The following is a 25194-nucleotide window of genomic DNA, read 5'->3' on the forward strand; positions in this document are numbered from 1 at the left end:
CCGCCAAGCCGGGCCCAAGCGGCCCGGACAGACCGATGGCGCCCACAAGGCGCTACATCCATCGCAGGAGAGGAAAGCATGAAAGCACTGTTCCGTTTTGCCGCCGTCGCGCTGGCGTTCGCGCTCGGCACCGACGCCATCGCCGCCCCCGCGCCGAAGGTCATCCGCATCGGCGTTTCGCAGGTCGGCACCGGCAATCGCCCGGTCGTTGGCGGCAGCACCATCGGCATTGTCGCCAGCCGCGGCGAGATCGAGGAGGAGTTCCGCAAGGACGGCATCAAGGTCGAGTGGAACTACTTCAAGGGCGCCGGCCCGGCCGCCAACGAGGCGCTGGCCAACAAGCTGCTCGACTTCATCTTCCAGGGCGACATGGCCTCGCTGGTCGGCCGCTCCAGCGGGCTGAAGTCCAGGATCATCGTCGCGCAGACGCGCAACGGCCCCGGCTATATCGCCGTGCCGACCGGTGGCAACGAGCAGAATATCGACGATCTGAAAGGCAAGAAGCTGGCGGTGTTCAAGGGTACGGCCGGCCAGCTGCAGCTGGCGCGGGTGTTCGATCAGAAAGGCCTGACCGAACGCGATTTCCGCACCATCAATATGGATACCGCAACCACGCAGGCGGCGATTGCGACCAAGGACATCGACGGCGGCCTGTTCGGCGCCGATATCTTTCCGCTGGTCGATCGCGGCATCGCCCGGGTGATCCAGAAGACCAGCCCGGAATTCGGCCTGACCAGCCATGTGCTGGTGACCGAGGACTTCGAGAAACAGTATCCGGAGATCGTCCAGCGTTTCGTCAACGTCGTCGTCAAGACGCAGGCGTGGATCGGCGACGAGAAGAACCGCGACCAGGTGTTCCAGCAATGGGCCAAGTCGGGCACGCCTTACTCGGCGTTCAAGCGTGATTACGAAGGCACCTCGCTGCGTGAGCGCCAGAGCCCGCTGCTCGACGACAACTTCTACGCCCACTACCGCGATTCGCTGGCGCTGGCGAAGAAGTTCAAGCTGGTGCGCGGCGATATCGACATCGACCAGTGGTTCGAGCCCAAGTACCTGAAGCAGGCGCTGAAAGAGCAGAAGCTTGAAGGCTACTGGGCCGAGCTGAACGTGGCCGGCAAGCCCAAGCTCGCGGCCAAGTGAGGTCATGACGATGAAACGCGTCCTTGTCTCGCTGCTGTTCGCCGCCGCATCGGCGCTGGTGCAGGCCGCCAACCCGGCGGTGCTCCGTGTCGGCGTCTCGACCGGCGCCAGCGGCAGCCCGCCGACCTTCGGCGGCGCGGCAACCGCGATCGCGCAGCAACGCGGCGTGCTCGAGGCCGCGTTCAAGCCCGATGGCATCAAGGTCGAGTGGGTGTTCTTCAAGGGCGCCGGCCCGGCGGCGAACGAGGCACTGGCCAATCGCCAGCTCGATTTCATCTGGCAGGGCGATCTGGCGGCGATCACCGGCAAGGCCGGCGGCCTGAAGACGCGCATCCTGCTCGGCGACAGCAGGCTGGCGCCGAATTATCTGGTGGTGCCGGTGAAGTCGAAGGCAGCGTCGCTCGACGATCTCAAGGGCCAGCGGCTGGCGCTGTTCAAGGGCACGACGCAGCAGCTGGCGTTCAACCGGATCGCCGCACAGCGCGGTCTTTCCGAGCGCGATTTCAAGACCATCAATATGGATGCCGCAACGACACTGGCGGCGCTCGCCGCCGGCGACGTCGACGGCGTCTATCTGCCGGTGAACGCGCTGGCGCTGCAGGAGCGCGGCATCGTGCGCATCATCGCCGACACCCGGCGCGATCCGCTGCTGGCGGCGCATACCCATCTGCTGGTCGACGCGGCGTTCGAGCAAGGCCATCCGCAACTGGTGCAGAAGTTCGTGTCGACGCTGGTCGCCAACGCTGCGTGGGTCAGCGACGAGGCCAACCGCGAACAGGTCTTCACCGCCTGGGCGCGCGCCGGCGTGCCGGTGTCGGCGTGGCGACGCGATTACCAGCCCGACACGCTGAAGCAGCGGCTGACGCCCTTGCTCGACCCGTTCTTCTACGCCCACTACCGTGACGCAGTGCGTTCAGCGCGGCAGTTCGGCCTGATCCGCAAGGACATCGACGTCGACGCGTGGATCGCGCCGCAGTATCTGCGCGAGGCGCTGAAGACGCAGCAGCGCGAGCAGTTCTGGACGCCGCTGGCGGCCGACGGCAAGGGGGCGGCGTGAATTCCTTGCAAGCCTTTGTCGCCCGGCATCGCTTCCTGCTCGGCTTCGTGCTGCTGACGTCGACCGCCGGCATCAGCGTCGGCCTCGCCAAGGTCACGACGTCGCTGTACGCGCTGTCGCTCGGCGCCAGCGCCACCAGCTTCGGGCTGATTGCCGGCGCGCAGAGCATCGGCATCCTGTTCATGAGCCTGGCCGTCGGCGTGATGGTCGACCAGTACGGGCCGGGCCGGCTGTTCCGCATCGGCTGCGTGCTGGTCGGGCTGGTCTATCTGGCGGTGCCGCTTTTTGCCTCGGTGCCGTGGCTGCTGGCGTGCACGGCGCTGGTCAGCTTCGTGATGCCGCTGCGCTTCGTGTCGCTGAACACGGTGTTCATGCAGCAACTCGAACGCGTCGGCGAGGCCAAGGCCGGCTGGTTCCGTGGCTCGCACATGCTCGGCATGTTCCTGCTCGGCCCGGTGCTGGCGGCAGGCCTTGTCGAGTGGATCGGTTTTGCCGCGAGCTACTGGCTGATCGGCGCGACCTTTGTCGCGGCGGTGCTGCTGGCGCCGCTGGTGTTCGGCCCGGCGCGCTACCGCGCCGATGCGCCGCGGTCGCTGAGCTGGCGCGAGCTGCGCGGCCAGCTGGCGCTGCTGGCCGACGACGCATCGCTGCGCGACGTCAGCGTGATCGAGTTCGTCGGCGGCGCGGTGCATATGTATTACAGCTTTTTCATCGTCGCGATCGCCGTCCACGGTTTCGGCCTTGGTGCATCGCATGCCGCCGGACTGATTTCGGTGCAGGGCGCCTTCTATATCGCCGCGCTCTTCGTGCTCGGCGCCGGGCTGCCACGGCTGGGAGAGGCGCGTTTCTATCTGGCCGGTTTCACGCTGGCGTCGGCCGGCTTGCTGCTGATCGGCCTGGCGCATGCGCCGGCATGGCTGTGGTTGGGCGCGCCGCTGCTCGGGCTGGGGCTGGGCATCCAGCAGATCGCCAACCTGGCGCGCTTCGCCCGGATCGGCGCGCGGCTCGGTCGCGGCAAGGTCGCCGGCCTGATGGCGCTGGTCGGCCCGGCCGGCGGCCTGTTCGGCAGCGTTGCCGGCGGCGTGCTCGGCGAGCTGTTTGGCCTGCAGCCGCTCTTCCTCTGTTTCGTTCCGTGTTTCCTCTGGTTCGCCTGGCGCGTGCTCGCGCGCCGCGATGCTGTTCTTGTACAAGGAGTCTGATCATGTCTTTGACCGAAACGCTGCCCGCGCCAGGGCTGGCGACCTCGGGCGCCCCGTCCGGGCTGGCGCAAGTGCTGGCTGGCTTGCGCAACCGGGTCTGGCGCGGCGCGCTGGCGCTATTGCTGCCGCTGGCGGTGCTGACGCTGTGGCATGCCGCCACGCTCAACGGCTGGGTCGCGCAGCAGATCCTGCCGGCGCCGACGCTGGTCTGGAGCACGCTGGTCGAGCTGTGGGATTCGGGCGAGCTGTGGGCGAATCTGTCCATCAGCCTGTCCCGCGTTGCCTGGGGCTTTTCGGCCGCGCTGATCATCGGGCTGGCGCTTGGCGTCGCGATGGGGCTGTCGAAAACCGCCGAGGCGTATCTTTATCCGAGCTTCAAGGCGATTTCCGAAGTGCCGGTGCTGGGCTGGATTCCGCTCCTGATCATGCTGGTCGGCATTGGCGAGGCGATGAAGATCCTCGTGATCGCCAAGGCGGCGGCGGTGCCGATCACGATCAATACCCAGCAGGGCATCCGCAATATTCCGCAGGCCTATCTCGAGGTGGCGCGCGTCTACCGCTTCAACCCGCGCCAGCTGTGGCTGAAGGTGATCTTCCCGTCGACCTTGCCGAGCCTGTTCAACGGCTTCCGCTACGGGCTGACCAATGCCTGGCTGTCGCTGGTCACGGTCGAGCTGCTCGCGTCGAGCGAGGGCATCGGCTACCAGATGGTCTGGGGGCGCCAGCTGTTCCAGCTCGACGTGGTGATGGCGTGCATGGTCGTCATCGGCGTGGTCGGCCTCGCCATCGACTTGCTGCTGCAAATCATCGAAACCCGTTTGCTGCGCTGGCGGCGCGCTGCTTTCTAAGGAACCGACATGAGCTATCCGATTCTGGAAACCGATCCGGCCATCATCCGCGACGAAGTACCGGCCACGCAGCACGAGGCCCGGCCCGGCGTGCTGCAACGCGGCCTGCGCTTTCTGTGGCAGCGCGACTGGCGCGGTTTTGTGCTGCCGCTGCTGGTGCTGGCGCTGTGGTGGGGCGTCACGCATTTCAAACTGGCCAATACCGAGGTACTGGCGCCGCCCGGCGCGGTGCTGATCGAAGGGCTGCATCAGGTCTTCAACGGCGGTTTCTTCTGGGATCTGACGGCGAGCATCTCGCGCGATCTGGCCGGTTTCACCATCGGCGGTCTGGCCGGCTTTGCGCTCGGCACCTTGCTCGGCACATCGCGGCTGGCCGAACTGCTGGTGGCGCCGAGCTTCAACGCGGTCAAGCAGATCGCGCTGTTCGCGTGGATACCGATGATCTCGGTCTGGTTCGGCATGGGCGAGCCGGCCAAGGTGGTGTTCATCTCGCTGGCGGCGTTCTACCCGGTGGCGATCAACACCTTCGAGGGCATACGCAGCGTCAACCGCGATTACGCCGAGGTCGCCCGCGTCTACGGTTTCAGCCGGCTGCAGCTGTGGCGCCGGGTGATCCTGCCGGCGGCCAGCCCGCAGATCTTCACCGGCCTGCATCTGGCGCTGATCTATGCGTGGCTGGCGACCATCGGCGCCGAGTATTTCCTCAAGTCCGGCTACGGCGTCGGCAATTCGATGATCGATGGCCGCGAGCATTTCAATATGGGCTCGGTGCTGTTCGGCCTGGTCGTCGTCGGCAGCATCGGCGCGGCGCTGAACCAGTTGGCCGTCCGTCTCGAACACCGCGCGCTCAAGTGGCGCAATCGCAGCGCCTGACGTCACCCGGCGCTGTCCGGTCGATCCACCGACCCATGTCCGATCCACATAAAGGGGTAATCCATGAGCACGCTTAGCCTGGCCCACGTCGGCAAACAATACAGCGTCAAGGGCGAACAGCTCGACGTCCTCGACAACATCAATCTGCACATCCAGCCGGGCGAATTCGTCGCCATCGTCGGCAGCTCGGGTTGCGGCAAATCGACGCTGCTGCGGCTGGTGATCGGCCTCGACGACGACTACCGCGGCCAGATCCGCATCGACGGCGAACAGATCAGCGGCACCAGCCTCGATCGCGGCATCGTCTTTCAGGAGCATCGGCTGTTTCCGTGGCTGACGGTCGAGCAGAACGTCGGCCTGGCGCTGGAAAACTCGCCGCTCTCGCAGGCGGAGCGCAAGCAAACGATCGCCGACCACCTCGACCTCGTCGGCCTCAAGGGCTTCGAAACCGCTTACCCGTACCAGCTGTCCGGCGGCATGAGCCAGCGTGTCGCCATTGCCCGTGGCCTCGTCAACCGGCCGGGCGTGCTGCTGCTGGATGAACCGTTCGGCGCGCTTGACGCGCTGACGCGCGCCAATCTGCAGGCCGAGCTGCGCCGGATCTGGCAACAGGAGGGCATCACGATGATTCTGGTGACCCACGACGTCGAGGAGGCGACCTTCCTCGCCGATCGCGTCATCGTGCTGCAGCCGCGCCCGGGGCGGATCAAGCGCATCGTGCCGGTGGCGCTGCCGCATCCGCGCAACCGCGCCGATCCGGCCTTCGTCGCGATCAAGGACGACGTGCTGTCGGAATTCGGCCACGAGCCCAAACCGCAGCTGATCGAACCGGTCGCGCGGCCGTTCGGCGACTACGTGTTTGCCTGGTAATCCCAAGTCCCGGAGATGAGAACACGATGAGCGAACTTTTCCAGTTGCTTCATGCCCGTTACGGCAGCGAACAGGATGTCCGTGTCGACGGCAACGCCGTGCTTGAAAGCCTGCTCGGCCACCGCTCGGTCCGCGCCTTCCTGCCCGACGCATTGCCGCCGGGCACGCTCGAAACGCTGATTGCCACAGCGCAATCGGCGCCGAGCTCGTCCAATCTGCAGGCGTGGAGCGTCGTCGCGGTCGAGGATCAGCAACGCCGCTACCGCTTTGCCGACTGGACCGGTGGCCAGCAGCACATCCGCGATGCGCCGCTGCTGCTGGTCTGGTTGGCCGACCTCTCAAGGCTCGAACGACTCGGCGCCCAACTGGGCGAGCCGGTGGCCGGGCTCGATTACCTCGACTCTTTCCTGATGGGCGTGATCGATGCGGCGCTGGCGGCGCAGAACGTCGTCAATGCGGCCGAGTCGCTCGGCCTCGGCACCGTCTACATCGGCGCGATCCGCAATCAGATCGACCAGGTCGCCGCCGAACTCGCACTGCCGGCCAAGGTCGCGCCGGTGTTCGGTCTCGTTATCGGCCGTCCGGACCCGACGCGCCCGGCCGCGATCAAGCCGCGGCTGCCGCAGTCGGCGGTGCTGCATCGCGAACGCTATGCCGTCAGTCCGGAGCAGGCCGCCGTCGACGTGTACGACACGGTGATGCGGCGCTTCTACACCGCGCAGGGCCTGCCGCCGCAGGCGTGGTCGGCGCATTCGGTTGCACGGGTGCGGGGCCCGGAAACGCTGTACGGCCGTGACCGGCTGCGCGAGCAGATCGAAGCACTCGGCTTTTTCATCGACAACTAAGGAACAGCATGCCCAGTCTTGCCCTCGATACGCTGGAGCTGGCCGAGCAGTACGACGCGGTCAGCGATCTGCAATACGAGCACGGCCAGCACCTGCTGAACGCGCTGCAACTCAGGCCCGGCGAAAGCCTGCTTGATCTGGGCGCCGGCACTGGCCGGCTGAGCGAACTGGCCGCACGTCACCATGTCGGCCCGACCGGGCGCGTCGTCGGTATCGAACCGCTGCCGCTGCGCGTCGACATCGCCCGCAGGCGCGCGTCGCCGTGGCACCAGGCCGAAGTCGGCCGTGCCGAGGATCTGTCGCGCTTCGCCGCTGGCGCCTTCGACGCCGTGATTCTCAACAGCGTTTATCACTGGCTGCCGGACAAGGACGCAGTGTTGCGACAGGCGTGGCGGGTGCTGCGCCCCGGCGGCCGGATCGCCATCAGCAGCGCCAGCCGCGAGCGGCCGCACGATGTGCAGCAGTTGGTTTCCGACGTGCTGGCGCAAGCCGGGCTCGGCCGGCGTAGCGGTAGCGGCAGTACGCCGCATCCGGTGAGCTTCGCCGAACTCGCCGTCCAGCTCGAAGCCGCCGGCTTTCATGTCGACGATGTCCGCCTGCGCCGGTTTGCCGACCGCTTTGTCGACGCCGATGCGGTTCGCGTCTTCAGCCAGGCCAGCTCGTTCGGCAATTTCCTCGGCGAATTCCTGCCGGACGTACGCGACGGCCTGCTTGCCGCGCTCGACGCCCGGCTCAAGCTTCATCGCGACGCGGACGGCATCCTGCTGCACCGCAATTTGTTGTTCGCGCTGGCCCACAAACCGGCATAGGCCGGAGCCTGCCTTTCCAAGGAGCAATCATGAGCAAACTTTTCATCGCGCGTGAGGCGTGTTCGTTCGGCGCACACGTCGTCATTCGCGAGCTTGGCTTGCCGATCGACGTCGTCCGGGTGCCACTGCGCAGCGCCGAGTCACCGATCCACGCGGTCAATCCACTCGGCCGCGTGCCGGCGCTGCAACTCGATGACGGCGTGGTCATTACCGAGAACTCGGCCATCCTGCCGTATCTGGCCGATCTGCAGCCGGGAACGCCGCTGTTCGCACCGGCCGGCAGCGCTGAACGCGCGCAGATCCAGGGCTGGATCGGCTACATCGGTACCGAGATCCACGCGGCCGGTTTCCGCCAGGTCAACCGGCCCGAACGCTACTCGGCCGATCCGGCCACGCATGATGGTATCCGGCAGCAATCGGCACGCACACTGCACGCTGCGGTCGCGCATATCGATCGCCATCTGCAGGGCCGGGACTGGCTTGTTGGCGATCGTTTCACCATCGCTGACGCTTATCTCGGTGTGTTCGTCCGCTGGATCTCCCGGCTAGGCCCGGATTTCGCGGGCTTCGACGCACTGAACCGCTTTCGCGAGGCGTATCTGGCCCGCGCCAGCGTACAGGCGGCGCTGGCCGCCGAAACCGAGTAATCCGGCAGCGCATCTATATATACAAGTCGACAAACAACTGAAGCACCGCCGCGGCACCGTGCCGCCGCTTGTGTCGGGAGGAGTGTATGGAACACCGAAAGTTGGGCCGTAGCGGCCTGGAGGTCAGCCTGATCGGGCTGGGAACGATGACCTGGGGGGAGCAGAACACCGAAGCCGAGGCGCATGCGCAGATTGATTACGCGCTGGAACGCGGCATCAATCTGCTCGACGCCGCCGAGATGTACCCGGTGCCGCCCCGGCCGGAAACGCAGGGTCGGACCGAGCAATACATCGGCAGCTGGATTGCCGGGCACGGGCGGCGCAGCGAGATCATTCTCGCGACCAAGGCCGCCGGCCCGGTTCGTCAGGCGCACCAGCCGAACCACATCCCTGCGGGCGGCTTTACCGCAGCCAATCTGCAACGCGCGCTCGACGCCAGCCTCAAGCGGCTGCAAACCGATTACGTCGATCTGTATCAACTGCACTGGCCCGATCGCAGCACCAACACCTTTGGTCGCCTTGGTTATCCATGGGTCGACGGCGAGGAGACCGTTGCGATCGAGGCGACGCTCGACGCGCTGGCCGGCTTCATCAAGGCCGGCAAGGTGCGGGCAATCGGTGTTTCCAATGAAACGCCGTGGGGACTGTCGCGCTTTCTCAACGCGGCCGATCGGCTCGGGCTGCCGCGCGTGGCCAGCATCCAGAACCCGTACAACCTGTTGAACCGCACCTTCGAGATCGGCCTGAGCGAATTCAGCCACCGCGATGATGTCGGCTTGCTGGCCTATTCGCCGCTGGCGTTTGGTGTGCTGAGCGGCAAATACCTCGACGGCGCAAAGCCGCAAGGCGCACGGCTCAGCCTTTACGAACGCTTTGCGCGCTACACCAATCCGCAAGCCGAAGCCGCGACGCGTGACTATGTGGCGCTGGCCGGACGGCTCGGCATCTCGCCCAGCCATCTGGCGCTCGCCTTCGTCAACAGCCGGCCGTTCACCAGCAGCAACCTCATCGGTGCAACGACGCTGGCCCAGTTGAAGGAAAACATCGACAGCATCGACGTGAAGCTGGGTGAGGTCGCGTTGCAGGAAATCGAGGCCATCCATACGCGGCACCCCAGCCCGGCACCGTGATCGCGGGGTTGCCTATATATATAAGAGATGCAAACAACGGGCGGCCGTCAGGCCGCCCGTTGTGCTTTTGGGCGCGGTGAACCCGGGACGGACGGTGCTGGACGGGCTGGCGGGGGCGGTTTGAACGGTTTTGGGCGGGGCAGGGCGCAGTGAACGAGGCCAAAACTGACGGATTTCATGCGAACGGCATGGGTTTGTCAGCTTTGCAGCGGTGCTGGCGGCGGTGTGGCGGGGATGTTGGGTTTGGGTCTGAATAAATTTCGCTGTTCGATCAACGGTTTATCGGTTCGGCGTGAAATTCTTTCGGTCGGGGTGTTGACGGGGGGAGGGGAAGTGCTTAAAGTTGCGTTCTCTGCTGATGACGCAGCGAAAGAAACGAAGCGAAACCCGCTGAGTTTACCGAGCGAAGTGTTCAGAAGCAAGCGATCTTTAACAAATTACAGCCGATGAGTGTGAGTGCTTGATGAGTGCATCAAGTACTTGCACTTAATGAAATAGAACTGGCTTGAGCGCTTCGGTGCTTGGGCGAATTCTTTGAGTTAACGCAAGTGCGCAATTATTCAGTGATTAAACGAAAGAGTTTGATCCTGGCTCAGATTGAACGCTGGCGGCATGCTTTACACATGCAAGTCGAACGGATTTGCGGGGCTTGCTCCGCAAGTTAGTGGCGAACGGGTGAGTAATACATCGGAACGTGCCCAGTAATGGGGGATAACCTGCCGAAAGGCAAGCTAATACCGCATACGCCCTGAGGGGGAAAGTGGGGGATCGCAAGACCTCACGTTATTGGAGCGGCCGATGGCTGATTAGCTAGTTGGTAGGGTAAAGGCCTACCAAGGCAACGATCAGTAGCGGGTCTGAGAGGACGACCCGCCACACTGGGACTGAGACACGGCCCAGACTCCTACGGGAGGCAGCAGTGGGGAATCTTGGACAATGGGCGAAAGCCTGATCCAGCAATGCCGCGTGGGTGAAGAAGGCCTTCGGGTTGTAAAGCCCTTTTGTCAGGGAGGAAATCCTGGCCCCTAATACGGGTCGGGGATGACAGTACCTGAAGAATAAGGACCGGCTAACTACGTGCCAGCAGCCGCGGTAATACGTAGGGTCCAAGCGTTAATCGGAATTACTGGGCGTAAAGCGTCCGCAGGTGGCTTGTTAAGAGCGATGTGAAAGCCCCGGGCTCAACCTGGGAACTGCATTGCTGACTGGCTCGCTAGAGTACGGCAGAGGGGGGTGGAATTCCGCGTGTAGCAGTGAAATGCGTAGAGATGCGGAGGAACACCGATGGCGAAGGCAACCCCCTGGGCTGATACTGACACTCATGGACGAAAGCGTGGGGAGCAAACAGGATTAGATACCCTGGTAGTCCACGCCCTAAACGATGTCTACTAGTTGTTGGGCTTTTCGGAGCTTAGTAACGCAGCTAACGCGGGAAGTAGACCGCCTGGGGAGTACGGCCGCAAGGTTAAAACTCAAAGGAATTGACGGGGGCCCGCACAAGCGGTGGATGATGTGGATTAATTCGATGCAACGCGAAAAACCTTACCTGGTCTTGACATGTCTAGAATCCCGAAGAGATTTGGGAGTGCCGTAAGGAGCTAGAACACAGGTGCTGCATGGCTGTCGTCAGCTCGTGTCGTGAGATGTTGGGTTAAGTCCCGCAACGAGCGCAACCCTTGCCATTAGTTGCTACCATTCAGTTGAGCACTTTAATGGGACTGCCGGTGACAAACCGGAGGAAGGTGGGGATGACGTCAAGTCCTCATGGCCCTTATGACCAGGGCTTCACACGTCATACAATGGTTGGTAACAGAGGGTCGCGAAGCCGCGAGGTGGAGCCAATCCCATAAAACCAATCGTAGTCCGGATCGCAGTCTGCAACTCGACTGCGTGAAGTCGGAATCGCTAGTAATCGCGGATCAGCATGTCGCGGTGAATACGTTCCCGGGCCTTGTACACACCGCCCGTCACACCATGGGAGTGGGTTTTACCAGAAGTAGCTAGGGTAACCTTCGGGAGCCCGGTTACCACGGTAGGATTCATGACTGGGGTGAAGTCGTAACAAGGTAGCCGTAGGGGAACCTGCGGCTGGATCACCTCCTTTAAAGATAATGCCTCATTAAGCATTCACACTCATCGGCTGTACGTTAGAGATACGGAGAACTGGGTCAGTAGCTCAGTCGGTTAGAGCACCGTCTTGATAAGGCGGGGGTCGCTGGTTCGATTCCAGCTTGACCCACCATTTGCTTTGCGGATGGACAAACAGTTTGATCCGATGGGGGCATAGCTCAGTTGGGAGAGCACCTGCTTTGCAAGCAGGGGGTCGTCGGTTCGATCCCGTCTGCCTCCACCACTACTTTTGTGTGGTTTAGTCTGGAAGGACTCAGTATTAAAGGCATTGGCGATTGTCAGTGGTTTTAATTCTGACTGTTTCAGTTGGACGAGAATTTATTCTCTGTATCGCTCTTTAACAAGATAGAAGAAGCAAAACTCAAATTTATTCAGTAATGAATGGGTTTGATTGCATCGAGTTTTGAATTCGAGAGAATTCGAAGTCGCAAACACAACTTGTAATCTTGAACTACGTGTTTGAGGTTATAGGATCAAGCGACTAAGTGCATCTGGTGGATGCCTTGGCGATCACAGGCGATGAAGGACGCGGCAGCCTGCGAAAAGCTGCGGGGAGCTGGCAAACGAGCTTTGATCCGCAGATATCCGAATGGGGAAACCCACACCTTTTGGTGTATCCATGACTGAATACATAGGTCATGTGAGGCGAACCCGGCGAACTGAAACATCTAAGTAGCCGGAGGAAAAGAAATCAACCGAGATTCCCAAAGTAGTGGCGAGCGAAATGGGAAGAGCCTGTACGTGATAGCGGTAGTCTTAGTAGAACGGCATGGAAAGGCCGGCAATAGTGGGTGATAGCCCCGTATACGAAAAGACCATCGTGGTACTAAGCGTACGACAAGTAGGGCGGGACACGAGAAATCCTGTCTGAACATGGGGGGACCATCCTCCAAGGCTAAATACTCGTGATCGACCGATAGTGAACCAGTACCGTGAGGGAAAGGCGAAAAGAACCCCGGGAGGGGAGTGAAATAGATCCTGAAACCGGATGCATACAAACAGTGGGAGCGGACTTGTTCCGTGACTGCGTACCTTTTGTATAATGGGTCAGCGACTTACGTTCAGTAGCGAGCTTAACCGAATAGGGGAGGCGTAGGGAAACCGAGTCCGAATAGGGCGATTAGTTGCTGGGCGTAGACCCGAAACCAAGTGATCTATCCATGGCCAGGATGAAGGTGCGGTAACACGCACTGGAGGTCCGAACCCACTAATGTTGCAAAATTAGGGGATGAGCTGTGGATAGGGGTGAAAGGCTAAACAAACTTGGAAATAGCTGGTTCTCCCCGAAAACTATTTAGGTAGTGCCTCAAGTATCACTAACGGGGGTAAAGCACTGTTATGGCTAGGGGGTCATCGCGACTTACCAAACCATGGCAAACTCTGAATACCGTTAAGTGCGAGCTTGGGAGACAGACATCGGGTGCTAACGTCCGGTGTCAAGAGGGAAACAACCCAGACCGCCGTCTAAGGTCCCAAATGATCAATTAAGTGGAAAACGAGGTGGGAAGGCATAGACAGCCAGGATGTTGGCTTAGAAGCAGCCATCATTTAAAGAAAGCGTAATAGCTCACTGGTCGAGTCGTCCTGCGCGGAAGATGTAACGGGGCTCAAATTGATAACCGAAGACGCGGATATGTGCTTAGGCACATATGGTAGGGGAGCGTTCCGTAAGCCTGTGAAGGTGACTTGTAAAGGTTGCTGGAGGTATCGGAAGTGCGAATGCTGACATGAGTAGCGTTAAAACGGGTGAAAAGCCCGTTCACCGAAAGCCCAAGGTTTCCTACGCAACGTTAATCGGCGTAGGGTGAGTCGGCCCCTAAGGCGAGGCTGAAAAGCGTAGTCGATGGGAAACAGGTTAATATTCCTGTACCGATTCTGAGTGCGATGTGGGGACGGAGAAAGGTAGGTCAGCCATCTGTTGGAATAGGTGGTTTAAGCGTGTAGGTGGGGGGTTTAGGCAAATCCGGATCCCTGTTAACACTGAGGCGTGATGACGAGGTGCCATTGGCACTGAAGTGATTGATCCTATGCTTCCAGGAAAAGCCACTAAGCTTCAGCTCAGAATTGACCGTACCGCAAACCGACACTGGTGGGCAGGATGAGAATTCTAAGGTGCTTGAGAGAACTCAGGAGAAGGAACTCGGCAAATTGACACCGTAACTTCGGGAGAAGGTGTGCCTCTGTAGGGTGAAGCGACTTGCTCGTGGAGCTTGAAGAGGTTGCAGTGAAAAGGTGGCTGCGACTGTTTATCAAAAACACAGCACTCTGCTAACACGAAAGTGGACGTATAGGGTGTGACGCCTGCCCGGTGCCGGAAGGTTAATTGATGGGGTGCAAGCTCTTGATCGAAGCCCCGGTAAACGGCGGCCGTAACTATAACGGTCCTAAGGTAGCGAAATTCCTTGTCGGGTAAGTTCCGACCCGCACGAATGGCGTAACGATGGCCACACTGTCTCCTCCTGAGACTCAGCGAAGTTGAAGTGTTTGTGAAGATGCAATCTCCCCGCTGCTAGACGGAAAGACCCCGTGAACCTTTACTGTAGCTTTGCATTGGACTTTGAAGTGGTTTGTGTAGGATAGGTGGGAGGCTTTGAAGCTGGAACGCTAGTTTCAGTGGAGCCGTCCTTGAAATACCACCCTGACCCCTTTGAGGTTCTAACCTTGGTCCGTTATCCGGATCGGGGACCGTGCATGGTAGGCAGTTTGACTGGGGCGGTCTCCTCCCAAAGTGTAACGGAGGAGCTCGAAGGTTACCTAGGTACGGTCGGACATCGTACTGATAGTGTAATGGCACAAGGTAGCTTGACTGCGAGACTGACACGTCGAGCAGGTGCGAAAGCAGGACATAGTGATCCGGTGGTTCTGTATGGAAGGGCCATCGCTCAACGGATAAAAGGTACTCCGGGGATAACAGGCTGATTCCGCCCAAGAGTTCACATCGACGGCGGAGTTTGGCACCTCGATGTCGGCTCATCACATCCTGGGGCTGTAGCCGGTCCCAAGGGTATGGCTGTTCGCCATTTAAAGTGGTACGTGAGCTGGGTTCAAAACGTCGTGAGACAGTTTGGTCCCTATCTGCAGTGGGCGTTGGAAATTTGAGGGGGGCTGCTCCTAGTACGAGAGGACCGGAGTGGACGCATCTCTGGTGTACCGGTTATCACGCCAGTGGTATCGCCGGGTAGCTAAATGCGGAATAGATAAGCGCTGAAAGCATCTAAGCGCGAAACTAGCCTCAAGATGAGATTTCCCTGTGGCCTTGAGCCACCTGAAGGGTCGTGGAAGACCACCACGTTGATAGGTCGGGTGTGGAAGCGCAGTAATGCGTTAAGCTAACCGATACTAATTGCCCGTGAGGCTTGATCCTATAACCTGAACCGCGTGGTTCGGGTGTGTTGCGACAAGGCTCGTAAAATATCAAACCCGAGTCATTGCTTCTTCTATCGAATTCAGAGATATGACTAATACAGTCGTAACTCCACCAGTTACGTCTGGCGACCATAGCGAGTTGGTCCCACGCCTTCCCATCCCGAACAGGACCGTGAAACGACTCAGCGCCGATGATAGTGCGGGTTCCCGTGTGAAAGTAGGTCATCGCCAGACTCCCCATGCAAACCCCCTGCAGCTACGCTGCAGGGGGTTTTTGCTTTGCGGGCGCGCGATAGCATTCCTATTCGTGCCTTTGGCTTGCCGTTTGACGGCGCCGTATGGCTTTGAACTATTTCCCCTCCCAGTGCTAGATTGTCTCGCTTTCAAAGTCTAAGTTCATGATTTTGAAAGCTAATCAAGATGGCAAGCAAACCCGGCAGGTTGTCGATGCCTGGTTCTGCTGTGCAGCCTGAATAAAGCCTGGAGGAGATGAGAATGAAGTTGTATTGGAGCGCGTTGTTTTTGCCGTTTTTTTCACTGGTGCCGAATCTGAGCTATGCACATGGCTCAATGGAAACGCCGATCAGCCGTGTATTGAACTGCTTCAAGGAAGGTCCTGAAGCGCCGCAATCGGCGGCTTGCCAAGCGGCGGTGGCGATCTCCGGCCCGCAGATGCTGTACGACTGGAGCGGTGTGAATCAGCTGCCCAATGGCAATCACCAGGCCTTTGTGCCGGATGGTCAATTGTGCGGCGGCGGCAAATCGAACTATGCCGGGCTGAATCTAGCGCGTACCGATTGGGTGAGCACACCGGTGGCTCCGGATGCCAGTGGCAATTTCGAGTTCATCTACAACGCCCCGGCCACCCATGCGACGAAGAACTGGGTGTTCTACGTGACCAAAGACGGCTGGAATCAGAACCAGCCGCTGAAGTGGAGCGACCTGGAGAAGTTTTGCGAACTGGGCAATGTTGCACCCGACGCGACCAAGCGCTACCACCTGACTTGCCCGCTGCCGAAGAACAAGACCGGCGCGCATATCATCTACAACACCTGGCAGCGCTCCGACAGTGCCGAAGCATTCTATTCGTGCTCTGACGTCCGTTTCTCGGCCGTTGCGTCGATCTATAAGGAACTGGGGCAGATTCGTGCATCCCAGAACCTGAAATCGGATACCAAGGTTACCTTCCGCCTGTTTGATGCCAATGGCGCCGACCTGGAGTCGATCAGCGCGGTCATGAGCTGGGATAGCGTGACCGGTGCCGAAATGTTCGTGGCGGCAAACTGGCCCTATTACCTGGCGAAGGCGATCAACAGCGTTTCGCGTTACGTTGTCGCCGGCGTGCTCAATAGCGGCGGTGCGGTGGTACCCGAGACGAACGCAACGACCAACCGCGTCTACTCGCTCGACGGCAAGTCGTACACCTATGCGATCGATATTGCGGGTGTGACCGTTCCGACCCCAACGCCGACGCCAGCCCCGACTCCGGTTCCGACTCCGGTTCCGACCCCGGTTCCGACCCCGGTTCCGACGCCGGTTCCGACCCCGGTTCCGACGCCGGTTCCGACCCCAGTTCCGACGCCGGTTCCGACCCCAGTTCCGACGCCGGTTCCGACGCCGGTTCCGACCCCGGTTCCGACCCCAGTTCCGACCCCAGTTCCGACGCCGGTTCCGACCCCAGTTCCGACGCCGACGCCGTCTTCGACCTGCGCCGCAGCGTGGAGCGCCAGTGCGACGTATGCCAATCCAGGTAGCACCGTCAGCTACCTTGGCCACAACTACAAGAACAAGTGGTGGACCGCGGGTGAAGACCCGAGCAAATCGGGCCAGTGGGGCGTGTGGCAGGACCTTGGTAACTGCAACTAAACCGTTTGATGCTGTTCAAGCCCTCCCGTGTGGAGGGCTTTTTTTGTTTGAACCGGCAATTTGAGGTTTTGGGGAATTTGTTCGAGATCAAGTTTGTTTTATAATTTCAGGAAGTACTGAAAATACAGGAACTGCTGGAATGATGTCACCGCTGACCGAACGTTTTGTCCTTCACTTTGGGGAAATGGGCAGCCGCTGGGGCGTAAACCGCACCGTCGGGCAGATCTATGCCTTGCTGTTTTTGTCGTCGAAACCGCTCAATGCCGACGAGATCGGCGAAGCACTTGGTTTTTCACGTTCCAATGTCAGCATGGGCCTGAAAGAGTTGCAGGCCTGGCATCTGGTGCGCTTGCTGCATCAGACAGGCGATCGCCGCGAGTACTTTGAAACGCCGAAGGACGTCTGGGAGATCTTCCGGACGCTGACTGAGGAAAAACGCAGCCGTGAAATCGAGCCGACGCTGTCGCTGCTGCGCGATGCGCTGCTCGAGAGCGCGCAGGATGAAGACGAGCGTCATGCCCAGTCGCGCATGCGCGAAATGCACGATCTGATCGAAATGACCACAGGCTGGTTCGATGAGGTGCAACGCCTGTCGCCAGAGACGCTGCGAAAGCTCATGCAACTGGGCGCCCGCGTGACCAAACTGCTGGAGATGGCCGAGCGCCTTCGCCTCGGCGGCAAGGAGTAACGATGAAGCGCAGAACCGGCCTGCCGTTGTGGATGGAGATCACCATCATGCTGTTGATCAAGTGCTTGCTGCTCTATGGTGCTTGGAGACTATGGTTCTCTGCACCGCTGGCCAAAAAGATGACCGTTCCGGATGCCGCGATCAGCCAGCAGTTGCTGGGGCAACCGGCCGCCACAGAAACCCGCTCAACCGTCCCTGGAGACAACACGAATGCTACCCGCCGCTGATGTGGTGGAGCTCTCGCGGCTGCAATTTGGCCTGACCGCGATGTTCCACTTCCTGTTTGTGCCGCTCACGCTGGGCCTGTCCTGGATCCTGGTGATCTGCGAGTCGGTCTATGTGATGACTGGCCAGCAGGTCTACAAGGACATGACCCGCTTCTGGGGCAAGTTGTTCGGCATCAACTTCGCCATGGGCGTGACGACCGGGATCACGCTCGAGTTCCAGTTCGGCACCAACTGGGCGTATTACTCGCACTATGTGGGCGACATCTTCGGTGTGCCGCTGGCGATCGAAGGGCTGATGGCGTTCTTCCTTGAGTCGACCTTTGTCGGCCTGTTCTTCTTCGGCTGGGACCGGTTATCGAAAGGCCAGCATTTATGCGTGACCTTCCTCGTGGCGCTCGGCTCGAACCTGTCGGCCTTGTGGATTCTGATTGCCAACGGTTGGATGCAGAACCCGGTCGGTGCGGTGTTCAACCCCGAAACCATGCGGATGGAGCTCGCCAGCCTGGGCGAGGTGTTCTTCAACCCGGTGGCGCAGGTCAAGTTCGTCCATACGGTTGCCGCCGGCTACGTTGCCGCGTCGATGTTCGTGCTCGGTGTATCGGCCTGGTATCTGTTGAAGGCGCGTGATACCGGTTTTGCCTTGCGCTCGTTCGCGATCGCGGCCGGCTTCGGTCTGGCGGCGACCTTGTCGGTGGCCGTGCTCGGCGATGAATCGGGCTATACCGCCGGCGAAGTGCAGAAGGTCAAGATGGCGGCGATCGAGGCCGAATGGGAAACCCAGCCGGCACCGGCATCGTTCAACCTGTTCGCGATTCCGGATCAGGAAAACGAGCGCAACCACTACGAGGTGAAGATTCCGTATGTGCTGGGACTGATTGCCACGCGATCGCTGGACAAGGAAGTCACCGGGATCAAGGACCTGAAGGTCGAGCATGAGGTGCGTATTCGCAGCGGCATGCAGGCCTATGATGCGCTGACCAAGATGAAGGCCGGCGACAAGAGCGAGCCCGTCATGGCGCAGTTCGCCGCGCATGAAAAGGATCTGGGTTTCGGTCTGCTGTTGAAAAAGTACACGCCGAACGTCGTCGACGCGACCGAGGCGCAGATCAAGTCCGCCGCCAACGACACGATCCCGCAGGTTGCGCCGCTGTACTGGTCGTTCCGGGTCATGGTCGGCCTTGGCATGTGGTTCCTGTTCATCTTTGCCGCGTCGTTCTACTTCCTGGCGCGCCGCAATCTCGCGCCGCAGCGCTGGCTGCTCAAGCTCGCCGTCTGGTCGATTCCGCTGCCGTGGATTGCGATCGAGTGCGGCTGGTTCGTTGCCGAATACGGCCGCCAGCCGTGGACGATTTCGGGCATCCTGCCGACGCGACTCTCGGCATCGGCGCTGGACGCGAGCCAGTTGCACTTCAGCCTGATCGGCCTGATGGGCATTTATTCGCTGCTGTTCGCGGTCGAGATGTATCTGATGCTCAAGTACATCCGCCTCGGCCCGTCGAGCCTGCATACCGGCCGTTATTTCCGCGAAACCACCGCCGCACAGCCGCAATCGGCCTGAGGAGTGCACGATGATTGATTACGAAACGCTCAAGCTGATCTGGTGGGGGCTGAACGGCGCCTTGCTGATCGGCTTTGCGCTGACTGGCGGCTTCGACCTCGGCACCGCGGCGCTCTTGCCCTTCGTCGGCAGGAACGACGAGGAGCGCCGGGTCGCGATCAACGCGATCGGCCCGACCTGGGAAGGCAATCAGACCTGGCTGATCACCGCCGGCGGCGCGATTTTTGCCGCATGGCCGCTGGTGTATGCGGCGGCTTTTTCGGTGTTCTACATCGCCTTCATGTTGCTGCTGTTCGCGCTGTTCCTTCGACCGGTCGGTTTCGACTACCGCAGCAAGGTGGCCGATCCGCGCTGGCGCACGACATGGGACTGGGGTTTGTTCGTCGGCGGGCTGGTGCCGGCTATCCTCTGCGGCGTGGTGATCGGCAACCTGTTTGTCGGGCTGTCGTTCCAGTTCGATGACACGATGCGCGTCAGCTACGGCGCGGGCTTCTTCGCCTTGCTCAACCCGTTCTCCTTGTTCTGCGGCGTCGTGTCCTTGTCGATGTTGCTGCTGCACGGTGCGACCTTCCTGCACTTGCGTACCGATGCCGAGGTCCAGCGCCGCGCCCGTACGGCGGTCATTGCCTTCGGCCTGATCACGGCGCTGCTGTTTGCCTTGGGCGGCGTTTGGGTCAAGCAACTGGCCGGGCTGCATCTGGCCGGGGTGGGCGACGTCAACGGCGTGATCACGCCGCTGTCGAAATCGGTGCAGGTGGGCGAGGGCGGCTGGCTGGCGAACTTCCACGCGTGGCCGCAGGCCTGGCTGGCGCCGCTGGCCGGTATCGGCGGTGCCTTGCTCGCGACCTTGGCCGGGGCATTGCGCTGGCGCTGGCCGGCCTTCCTCGCCAGCGGGCTGGCGATCACGGGCATCATCCTGACGGCCGGACTGGCGCTGTTCCCGTTCGTGCTGCCGTCGTCGCTGGACCTCAATTCCAGCCTGACGGTGTGGGACGCGGTGTCGAGCCAGAAAACGCTGGGGATTATGCTTGGCGTGGTCATCGTGTTTCTGCCGCTGATCTCGATCTACACCACCTGGGTTTACCGGGTGATGCGCGGCACGGTCACCATCGACCGGATCCGCAAAGAAACCCATACAAGCTACTGAGGAGCCCCACGATGTGGTATTTCGCCTGGATACTGGGCCTCGCCGCGGCGCTGGCTTTTGGCATCATCAACGTGATGTGGCTGGAGAGCCACTTCGCTTTCCGCGAGCACTACGAAGACAAGGTCAACGACCGCTTCAAGAACGCCCAAGGCAAGCGCCGGAAGCGCAAACAACAGAACTGATGCCGACAAGGCAAGCGGGCTTCGGCCCGCTTTTTCATTGCTGGCGACCTCAGCCCACGGTGGCTGCCTCGCATTGGCCGCAGACTCGACAGATACTGAAACGAGCCGTGTAATCAGAACCGACGGCGGCCCGGCAACGGGTACCGGCTTGGCACGCCGGGTTCCTTGGAACAGGGGGGCGTAGATGAGGGTATCGAGGCTGATCGGCCTGACCATGCTCGCGGGGGGATTGGCGCCGCTCTACGCCGCCGAGACGGTGTTTTTGCCGACGAGAATCGGTGTCGACGACGTCGAGGTCTTGTTCGTCAATCGAGGCGAAACGCCGGAGACCTTCGTGCCGCCGGCACAGCTGGTATGCCCCGGCGGAATCGATTGCAGTGCGAGCGAGCAGACGCCGCTGCAGTTGCCGCCTGCATCGGCCAAAGTCGTCCGCTACCGGCTGGTCCCGGATACCGCAGCGGTCGACCAGCAGGTCGCCGAGGCGCCACCGCAATTGGCACCGGACTGGCAGATCCGCAATACCTCGCTGGCCGATTACAAGCCGCAGCGATTCTCGGCCTATGAGCCGATGTTCATCGTCGTCGATCCTTCCCTCGACGATGCGCGCTTCCAGTTCAGCTTCAAATACCAGTTCTTTGATCCGGAGAACGACTACGTTCAGCGCCATCCCTGGCTGGCCGGATTGCGTTTCGCCTATACCCAGACATCGCTTTGGGATATCGGCGAGGACTCCAGCCCCTTCTTCGATACCAGCTATCAGCCCGAGTTCTATTACGAGCAGGCCAATGTCCTGGTGCTGCCCGGGGTCCGCCGCACCGATGTGGCTATCGGCTACCGTCATGAATCGAATGGTCAGGGGGGCGATGCATCAAGAAGCCTGAACCAGCTGTTTATCAGGCCGAGCTTTCTGTTCGGCGATCAGCTGCGCTGGAATCTGCTGTTCCAGCCGATGATCTACACCTATCTGGGCAGTCTTTCGGACAATCCGGATATCGCCGATTACCGTGGCTACGTCGATTGGCGTTTGCGGGCTGGCGATACGCAGGGCTGGATGATTTCAACGCTGGCGCGTCTTGGCAAAGGGGGAAAGGGCGGTGTCGAGCTGAACCTGAGCTATCCGTTACGGGCCTTCGCCGGGATGGATCTGTATGCTTATCTGCAGTACTGGAACGGCTACGGCGAGAGCCTGCGCACCTATGACGAAAACACGCAGAGCCTGCGTTTCGGTGTGAGCTTCACCCGCTGAGGCGGCGATGCTAAAGTCATGGTTTGCACCAAAATGGTGAATGTTGCGGCGTCACGCCGCCTTGTCGACCCATGCGAACCCTGATCGATCCAACCCGCTGGCCCCGCCGCCTGTCCCGTTTCGTCCCGCCGCCGCCGACGGTCGGCCACCTTGAGCGCTGGCGCGCTGTCGGCTTTGCCCTACTGGCGATCCTGATCTGCGGACTGGTCACACATGCCTTGCTCGGCCCGGCTTTGTTGCCCTGGCTGGTCGCCTCGATGGGGGCAGCCTCGGTCATTCTCTTTGCCATGCCGAGCAGCCCGGTCGGGCAGCCGTGGGCGCTGATCGGCGGCCAGATGCTGTCGGCGCTGATCGGAGTGGCGAGTCTGCGCTGGCTGGGCGCGTGGCTGCCGATCGAATTCATCGCTGCGCTGGCGGTCGGGCTGTCGATCGCTGCGATGCTGTATGCGCGTTGTCTGCATCCGCCGGGTGGGGCGACCGCGCTGACCGCGGTGCTCGGTGGCGATGCGGTGACCCATCTTGGTTTTGGTTTTGTCTGGATGCCGGTGCTGGTGAATGCGCTGATCCTGCTGGCGGTCGCCTTGATTGCCAACAACAGCGTGCGTGGCCGCCGATACCCGCTGGCACGTGCACACGAGAATCCACATGGCACGCGAGATCCGTTGCCGACCGCGCGCGTTGGCCTGCGCGAGGATGACCTGAACGCTGCGATGCGCGAACTCGGTGAGGTGGTCGACGTCAGCGCCGAAGAGCTGGGCAATATCGTGGCGCGGGCCGAACGGCATGCCTACGCGCGCCAGTGGGGGGAGCTTGACTGTGGTCAGCTGATGTCACGCGATCTGGTCGTCCTGCCGTGCGGAGCACTGGCGAGTGAAGCATGGGCGCTGCTGCGGCGACACCGGATTGGCGCCTTGCCGGTGGTCGATACTGACAGTGGTCGCGTTGCCGGCATCATTGCCTTGGTCGACTTCCTCAAGCACATCGAGGCCGATGCCGAACTGGCCTTGCCGCAACACCGGCACCCAGCGCTGACGGTGGATGGCTTGATGAGCCGGCATCCGGTGACCGTGCCGCACACAACACCGGTGCGCGAACTCGTACCGTTGATGGCCGATCGTGGCCTGCATCGTTTACCGGTGGTCGATGAGGGCGGCCGGCTCGTCGGCATGGTGACGCAGTCGGACCTGATTGCCGCGCTGTCGCAGCATGGCACCTCGGGCGCCTGAATATCACAGGTCCCGGGTCACACCGATGCTGAACCGTTGGCTAGGGCTTCTCTTACGAAATTGTTGCGCCAGCGCAATTGCACCGATCCTGTTCTTGGGTATGATGTTTGTACATTCTGTAACAAGCCGTTTGAATTCCCGGATGGGTTTACCGGCGCCGACAAGGAGATCCAATGCGTTATCTGAAGCAGACCGGATTGATGCTGTTGATGGCCGCAGGATTGAGTGCATGTGACAAGGGCGGCAGCAGCGATGAAACCGTCGTGAAGGTCGATCAGGCTGAGATCGTCAATGCGCTCAATAGCGAGTTGTATACCGCTGAGCGCAGCTGCATTCCGATGCCGGTACGTTTTGCCGAACCGGTCGACAAGGATTATGCCAAATTGACCGAGCCGAACGGCGCGCAACTGGCTGCGCTGGTCAAGGTCGGCTTGATCAAGGCGGTGAAGGCTGACGGTGGCAAGATCGAGTTCGAGCCGACTGATGCCGGTCGCGAGGTCTATACCGGCCTGGCCGATCCTGCCGGCCCGGGGTTCTGCAGTGGCTCGCTCGAGGTCGACAAGATCGTCGAGGACAAGACCGACGAGGAGCGTAGCGACTTCCGCCGCCATCATGTCCGTTATACCTACAAGATCACCTCGCCGGCGGCTTGGCAGGCCGATGCGGATATTCAGACCAGTTATCCCGAATTTGCCAAGCTGACCACTGGTGCAGGCAAGACCGAGTTCACCGCGGTCATCGAAAGCCGCGGCCAAGGCTGGCGGATCGATTCGCTTGGGGACACCAAGTAAGGCCGCCTAACCCCTAAAAAAAGCCCGTCGGATGACGGGCTTTTTTTTTGGGGGGGGGCGCGAATCAGAGATCCAGCTCCTCAACCCAGCTCATTGCGTTGATGTGCGAACGGTTGAGCACATCGGCGGTGATCTGCAGCTGCTCGGTCAGACGCGGTACTTCGGACATGTCCGGGTCTTCGCAAGCCTCGGCCAGTTCGAGGAACGGGCCGTAGACGCCACTGCGGTTGATCAGCGCATCGCAGATATTTTCCGGCAGGATCAGTGTTTCCAGTACCTTTTCCATCGGCATGTCGAGCAGGACATCGAGGAGCGAGAACATGCCGACGATGAAGAGGTTGTCCTTCTCCTGACCATCGAGATAGTGGCTGCCAAGCAGCTCAACCAGTCGGCCGCGCGTAACGGCGGTTTTCAGCAGCGCCGGCGGCGAGCCGCTTTCGGCCGCAGCAGTGACCAGCAGCAGCGTCAGCCAGCGATACAGCTTCTGGTAGCCGAGGATGGTCACTGCGTGACGGAACGACTGGATTTCGCACGACAGACCAAAACCGGCCGAATTGATGTAACGCAGCAGCTTGAACGACAGCGCAACGTCGCACTTGAGCGCATTCTCGATATCGCGAATTTCTGCGTTGTTGCGCAGCATATTCAGCAGGTTGAGGATGTTGGCGTAGCTCGGGTGTATGACCTTTGCCGATAGCGTTTCCGGGCGGGCGAAGTAGTAGCCCTGGAAGCAGTCGAAGCCGATCTCCAGGCATTGCTTGAATTCGGCCTTGGTTTCAACTTTCTCGGCGACCTGCAACGTCGGGAACTTGCGCAGCTCGTGCGACAGTGCCGGCACTTGCGGCATGCCGAGCATCTGGATATCGAGCTTGATGTAGTTGGCATGCTCGACGAAATGTATGCTTTCCTGCGTCAGCACAAAATCATCGAGTGCAATACCGAAACCCTGGGCGCGCAGGCTTTGCAGCCGCTGCAACAGCTCGGGAGAGGGCTGGGTCGACTCGACAACCTCTAGAACGACGCGCTGCGGTTGCAGCAGCTCGAGGAAGTTGCTCTCGAGCATCGATTCGGCCACGTTGATGAAGGCAAGCTTGCCCCCAACCAGCCAGTCGGTGCCCATATTGGTCAGCGTGTTGACCAGCACGTTCGTGCTGGCCTGCATGTCGCTGGTGAATTCGGCGCTTTGCGCGTCCTTATCCAACCGGAACAGCAGCTCATAGCCGATGATTTGCTGTTGCCGGTTGAGAATCGGTTGGCGGCCAATGAATGCGTGATCTTGCGTCATCGTTATGTCCACGTGCTGGCGAGTTGGCTGCCATTGTATCAGCGAGTGCTGATTCTTATCGTCC

Annotated in this window: 20 protein-coding genes, 2 tRNA genes and 3 rRNA genes; 24 read left to right on the forward strand and 1 reads right to left on the reverse strand. The window is 60.8% G+C overall.

Annotated elements, in window-relative coordinates; translation table 11 throughout:
- Positions 1–78 precede the first annotated feature (78 nt).
- The 24 genes from R0382_RS11320 to R0382_RS11435 all read left to right on the forward strand — a co-directional run bounded on the left by R0382_RS11320 (position 79) and on the right by R0382_RS11435 (position 23845).
- Positions 79–1140 carry an ABC transporter substrate-binding protein gene (locus tag R0382_RS11320; protein WP_432719697.1) on the forward strand — a complete coding sequence of 354 codons (1062 nt, stop codon included), beginning with the start codon at positions 79–81 and terminating at the stop codon, positions 1138–1140.
- 10 nt (positions 1141–1150) lie between these two features.
- Entirely contained in the window at positions 1151–2197 is a 1047-nt protein-coding gene (locus tag R0382_RS11325; RefSeq protein WP_432719698.1) for an ABC transporter substrate-binding protein, read from the forward strand.
- A complete protein-coding gene (locus tag R0382_RS11330) occupies positions 2194–3396 on the forward strand; it encodes an MFS transporter (protein ID WP_432719699.1) in 1203 nt (400 codons plus the stop codon). Before R0382_RS11325 ends, R0382_RS11330 begins: the two co-directional genes overlap by 4 nt.
- 2 nt (positions 3397–3398) lie before the next feature.
- Entirely contained in the window at positions 3399–4244 is an 846-nt protein-coding gene (locus R0382_RS11335) for an ABC transporter permease (protein WP_432719700.1), read from the forward strand.
- A 9-nt stretch (positions 4245–4253) separates the two neighbouring features.
- Positions 4254–5117 (forward strand): ABC transporter permease, encoded by an 864-nt coding sequence (locus R0382_RS11340; RefSeq protein ID WP_432719701.1) that lies wholly within the window; start codon positions 4254–4256, stop codon positions 5115–5117.
- A 63-nt stretch (positions 5118–5180) separates the two neighbouring features.
- Positions 5181–5987: an ABC transporter ATP-binding protein gene (locus R0382_RS11345; RefSeq protein ID WP_432719702.1), complete on the forward strand. Its 807-nt coding sequence runs from the start codon at positions 5181–5183 to the stop codon at positions 5985–5987.
- 26 nt (positions 5988–6013) lie between these two features.
- Positions 6014–6832, forward strand: coding sequence for an NADPH-dependent oxidoreductase (locus R0382_RS11350; protein WP_432719703.1), 819 nt, complete (start codon positions 6014–6016; stop codon positions 6830–6832).
- Positions 6833–6840: 8 nt separating this feature from the next.
- Entirely contained in the window at positions 6841–7641 is an 801-nt protein-coding gene (locus R0382_RS11355; RefSeq protein ID WP_432719704.1) for a class I SAM-dependent methyltransferase, read from the forward strand.
- Between the two features lie 29 nt (positions 7642–7670).
- Positions 7671–8288: a glutathione S-transferase N-terminal domain-containing protein gene (locus R0382_RS11360; RefSeq protein WP_432719705.1), complete on the forward strand. Its 618-nt coding sequence runs from the start codon at positions 7671–7673 to the stop codon at positions 8286–8288.
- Positions 8289–8374: 86 nt separating this feature from the next.
- Positions 8375–9418, forward strand: coding sequence for an NADP(H)-dependent aldo-keto reductase (locus tag R0382_RS11365; protein WP_432719706.1), 1044 nt, complete (start codon positions 8375–8377; stop codon positions 9416–9418).
- Between the two features lie 569 nt (positions 9419–9987).
- Positions 9988–11522 (forward strand): 16S ribosomal RNA (locus tag R0382_RS11370).
- Between the two features lie 61 nt (positions 11523–11583).
- Positions 11584–11660 (forward strand) — tRNA-Ile (locus R0382_RS11375).
- A 35-nt stretch (positions 11661–11695) separates the two neighbouring features.
- Positions 11696–11771: transfer RNA gene (locus R0382_RS11380), tRNA-Ala, on the forward strand.
- A 248-nt stretch (positions 11772–12019) separates the two neighbouring features.
- Positions 12020–14912, forward strand: a 23S ribosomal RNA gene (locus R0382_RS11385).
- Positions 14913–15035: 123 nt separating this feature from the next.
- A 5S ribosomal RNA gene (gene rrf / locus R0382_RS11390) occupies positions 15036–15148 on the forward strand.
- Together the 16S, 23S and 5S rRNA genes with 2 tRNA genes alongside form the textbook arrangement of a ribosomal RNA operon.
- Before the next feature lie 261 nt (positions 15149–15409).
- Positions 15410–16780 (forward strand): lytic polysaccharide monooxygenase, encoded by a 1371-nt coding sequence (locus R0382_RS11395; protein WP_432719707.1) that lies wholly within the window; start codon positions 15410–15412, stop codon positions 16778–16780.
- A gap of 139 nt (positions 16781–16919) precedes the next feature.
- A complete protein-coding gene (locus tag R0382_RS11400) occupies positions 16920–17468 on the forward strand; it encodes a GbsR/MarR family transcriptional regulator (protein ID WP_432719708.1) in 549 nt (182 codons plus the stop codon).
- A gap of 2 nt (positions 17469–17470) precedes the next feature.
- Complete coding sequence (cydP, locus tag R0382_RS11405) at positions 17471–17695, forward strand: cytochrome oxidase putative small subunit CydP (protein ID WP_432719709.1); 225 nt, start codon at positions 17471–17473, stop codon at positions 17693–17695.
- Positions 17679–19253 (forward strand): cytochrome ubiquinol oxidase subunit I, encoded by a 1575-nt coding sequence (locus tag R0382_RS11410; protein WP_432719710.1) that lies wholly within the window; start codon positions 17679–17681, stop codon positions 19251–19253. Before cydP ends, R0382_RS11410 begins: the two co-directional genes overlap by 17 nt.
- 10 nt (positions 19254–19263) lie before the next feature.
- Positions 19264–20400: a cytochrome d ubiquinol oxidase subunit II gene (cydB, locus tag R0382_RS11415; RefSeq protein ID WP_432719711.1), complete on the forward strand. Its 1137-nt coding sequence runs from the start codon at positions 19264–19266 to the stop codon at positions 20398–20400.
- An 11-nt stretch (positions 20401–20411) separates the two neighbouring features.
- Positions 20412–20582 carry a cytochrome bd-I oxidase subunit CydX gene (gene cydX, locus R0382_RS11420; protein ID WP_432719712.1) on the forward strand — a complete coding sequence of 57 codons (171 nt, stop codon included), beginning with the start codon at positions 20412–20414 and terminating at the stop codon, positions 20580–20582.
- 184 nt (positions 20583–20766) lie between these two features.
- The gene (locus tag R0382_RS11425) at positions 20767–21828 is read left to right on the forward strand and encodes a phospholipase A (RefSeq protein WP_432719713.1); all 1062 of its coding nucleotides are present in this window, start codon (positions 20767–20769) and stop codon (positions 21826–21828) included.
- 71 nt (positions 21829–21899) lie between these two features.
- Positions 21900–23054 carry an HPP family protein gene (locus R0382_RS11430; RefSeq protein ID WP_432719714.1) on the forward strand — a complete coding sequence of 385 codons (1155 nt, stop codon included), beginning with the start codon at positions 21900–21902 and terminating at the stop codon, positions 23052–23054.
- A 173-nt stretch (positions 23055–23227) separates the two neighbouring features.
- Positions 23228–23845 carry a hypothetical protein gene (locus R0382_RS11435; RefSeq protein WP_432719715.1) on the forward strand — a complete coding sequence of 206 codons (618 nt, stop codon included), beginning with the start codon at positions 23228–23230 and terminating at the stop codon, positions 23843–23845.
- A 64-nt stretch (positions 23846–23909) separates the two neighbouring features.
- Here the strand turns inward: R0382_RS11435 and R0382_RS11440 are convergent, their stop codons facing one another.
- Positions 23910–25130 (reverse strand): EAL and HDOD domain-containing protein, encoded by a 1221-nt coding sequence (locus R0382_RS11440; protein WP_432719716.1) that lies wholly within the window; start codon positions 25128–25130, stop codon positions 23910–23912.
- Between the last annotated feature and the right edge of the window lie 64 nt (positions 25131–25194).

Origin of the sequence: Jeongeupia wiesaeckerbachi, assembly GCF_050916355.1 — a bacterium.
Lineage (GTDB): Bacteria > Pseudomonadota > Gammaproteobacteria > Burkholderiales > Chitinibacteraceae > Jeongeupia > Jeongeupia wiesaeckerbachi.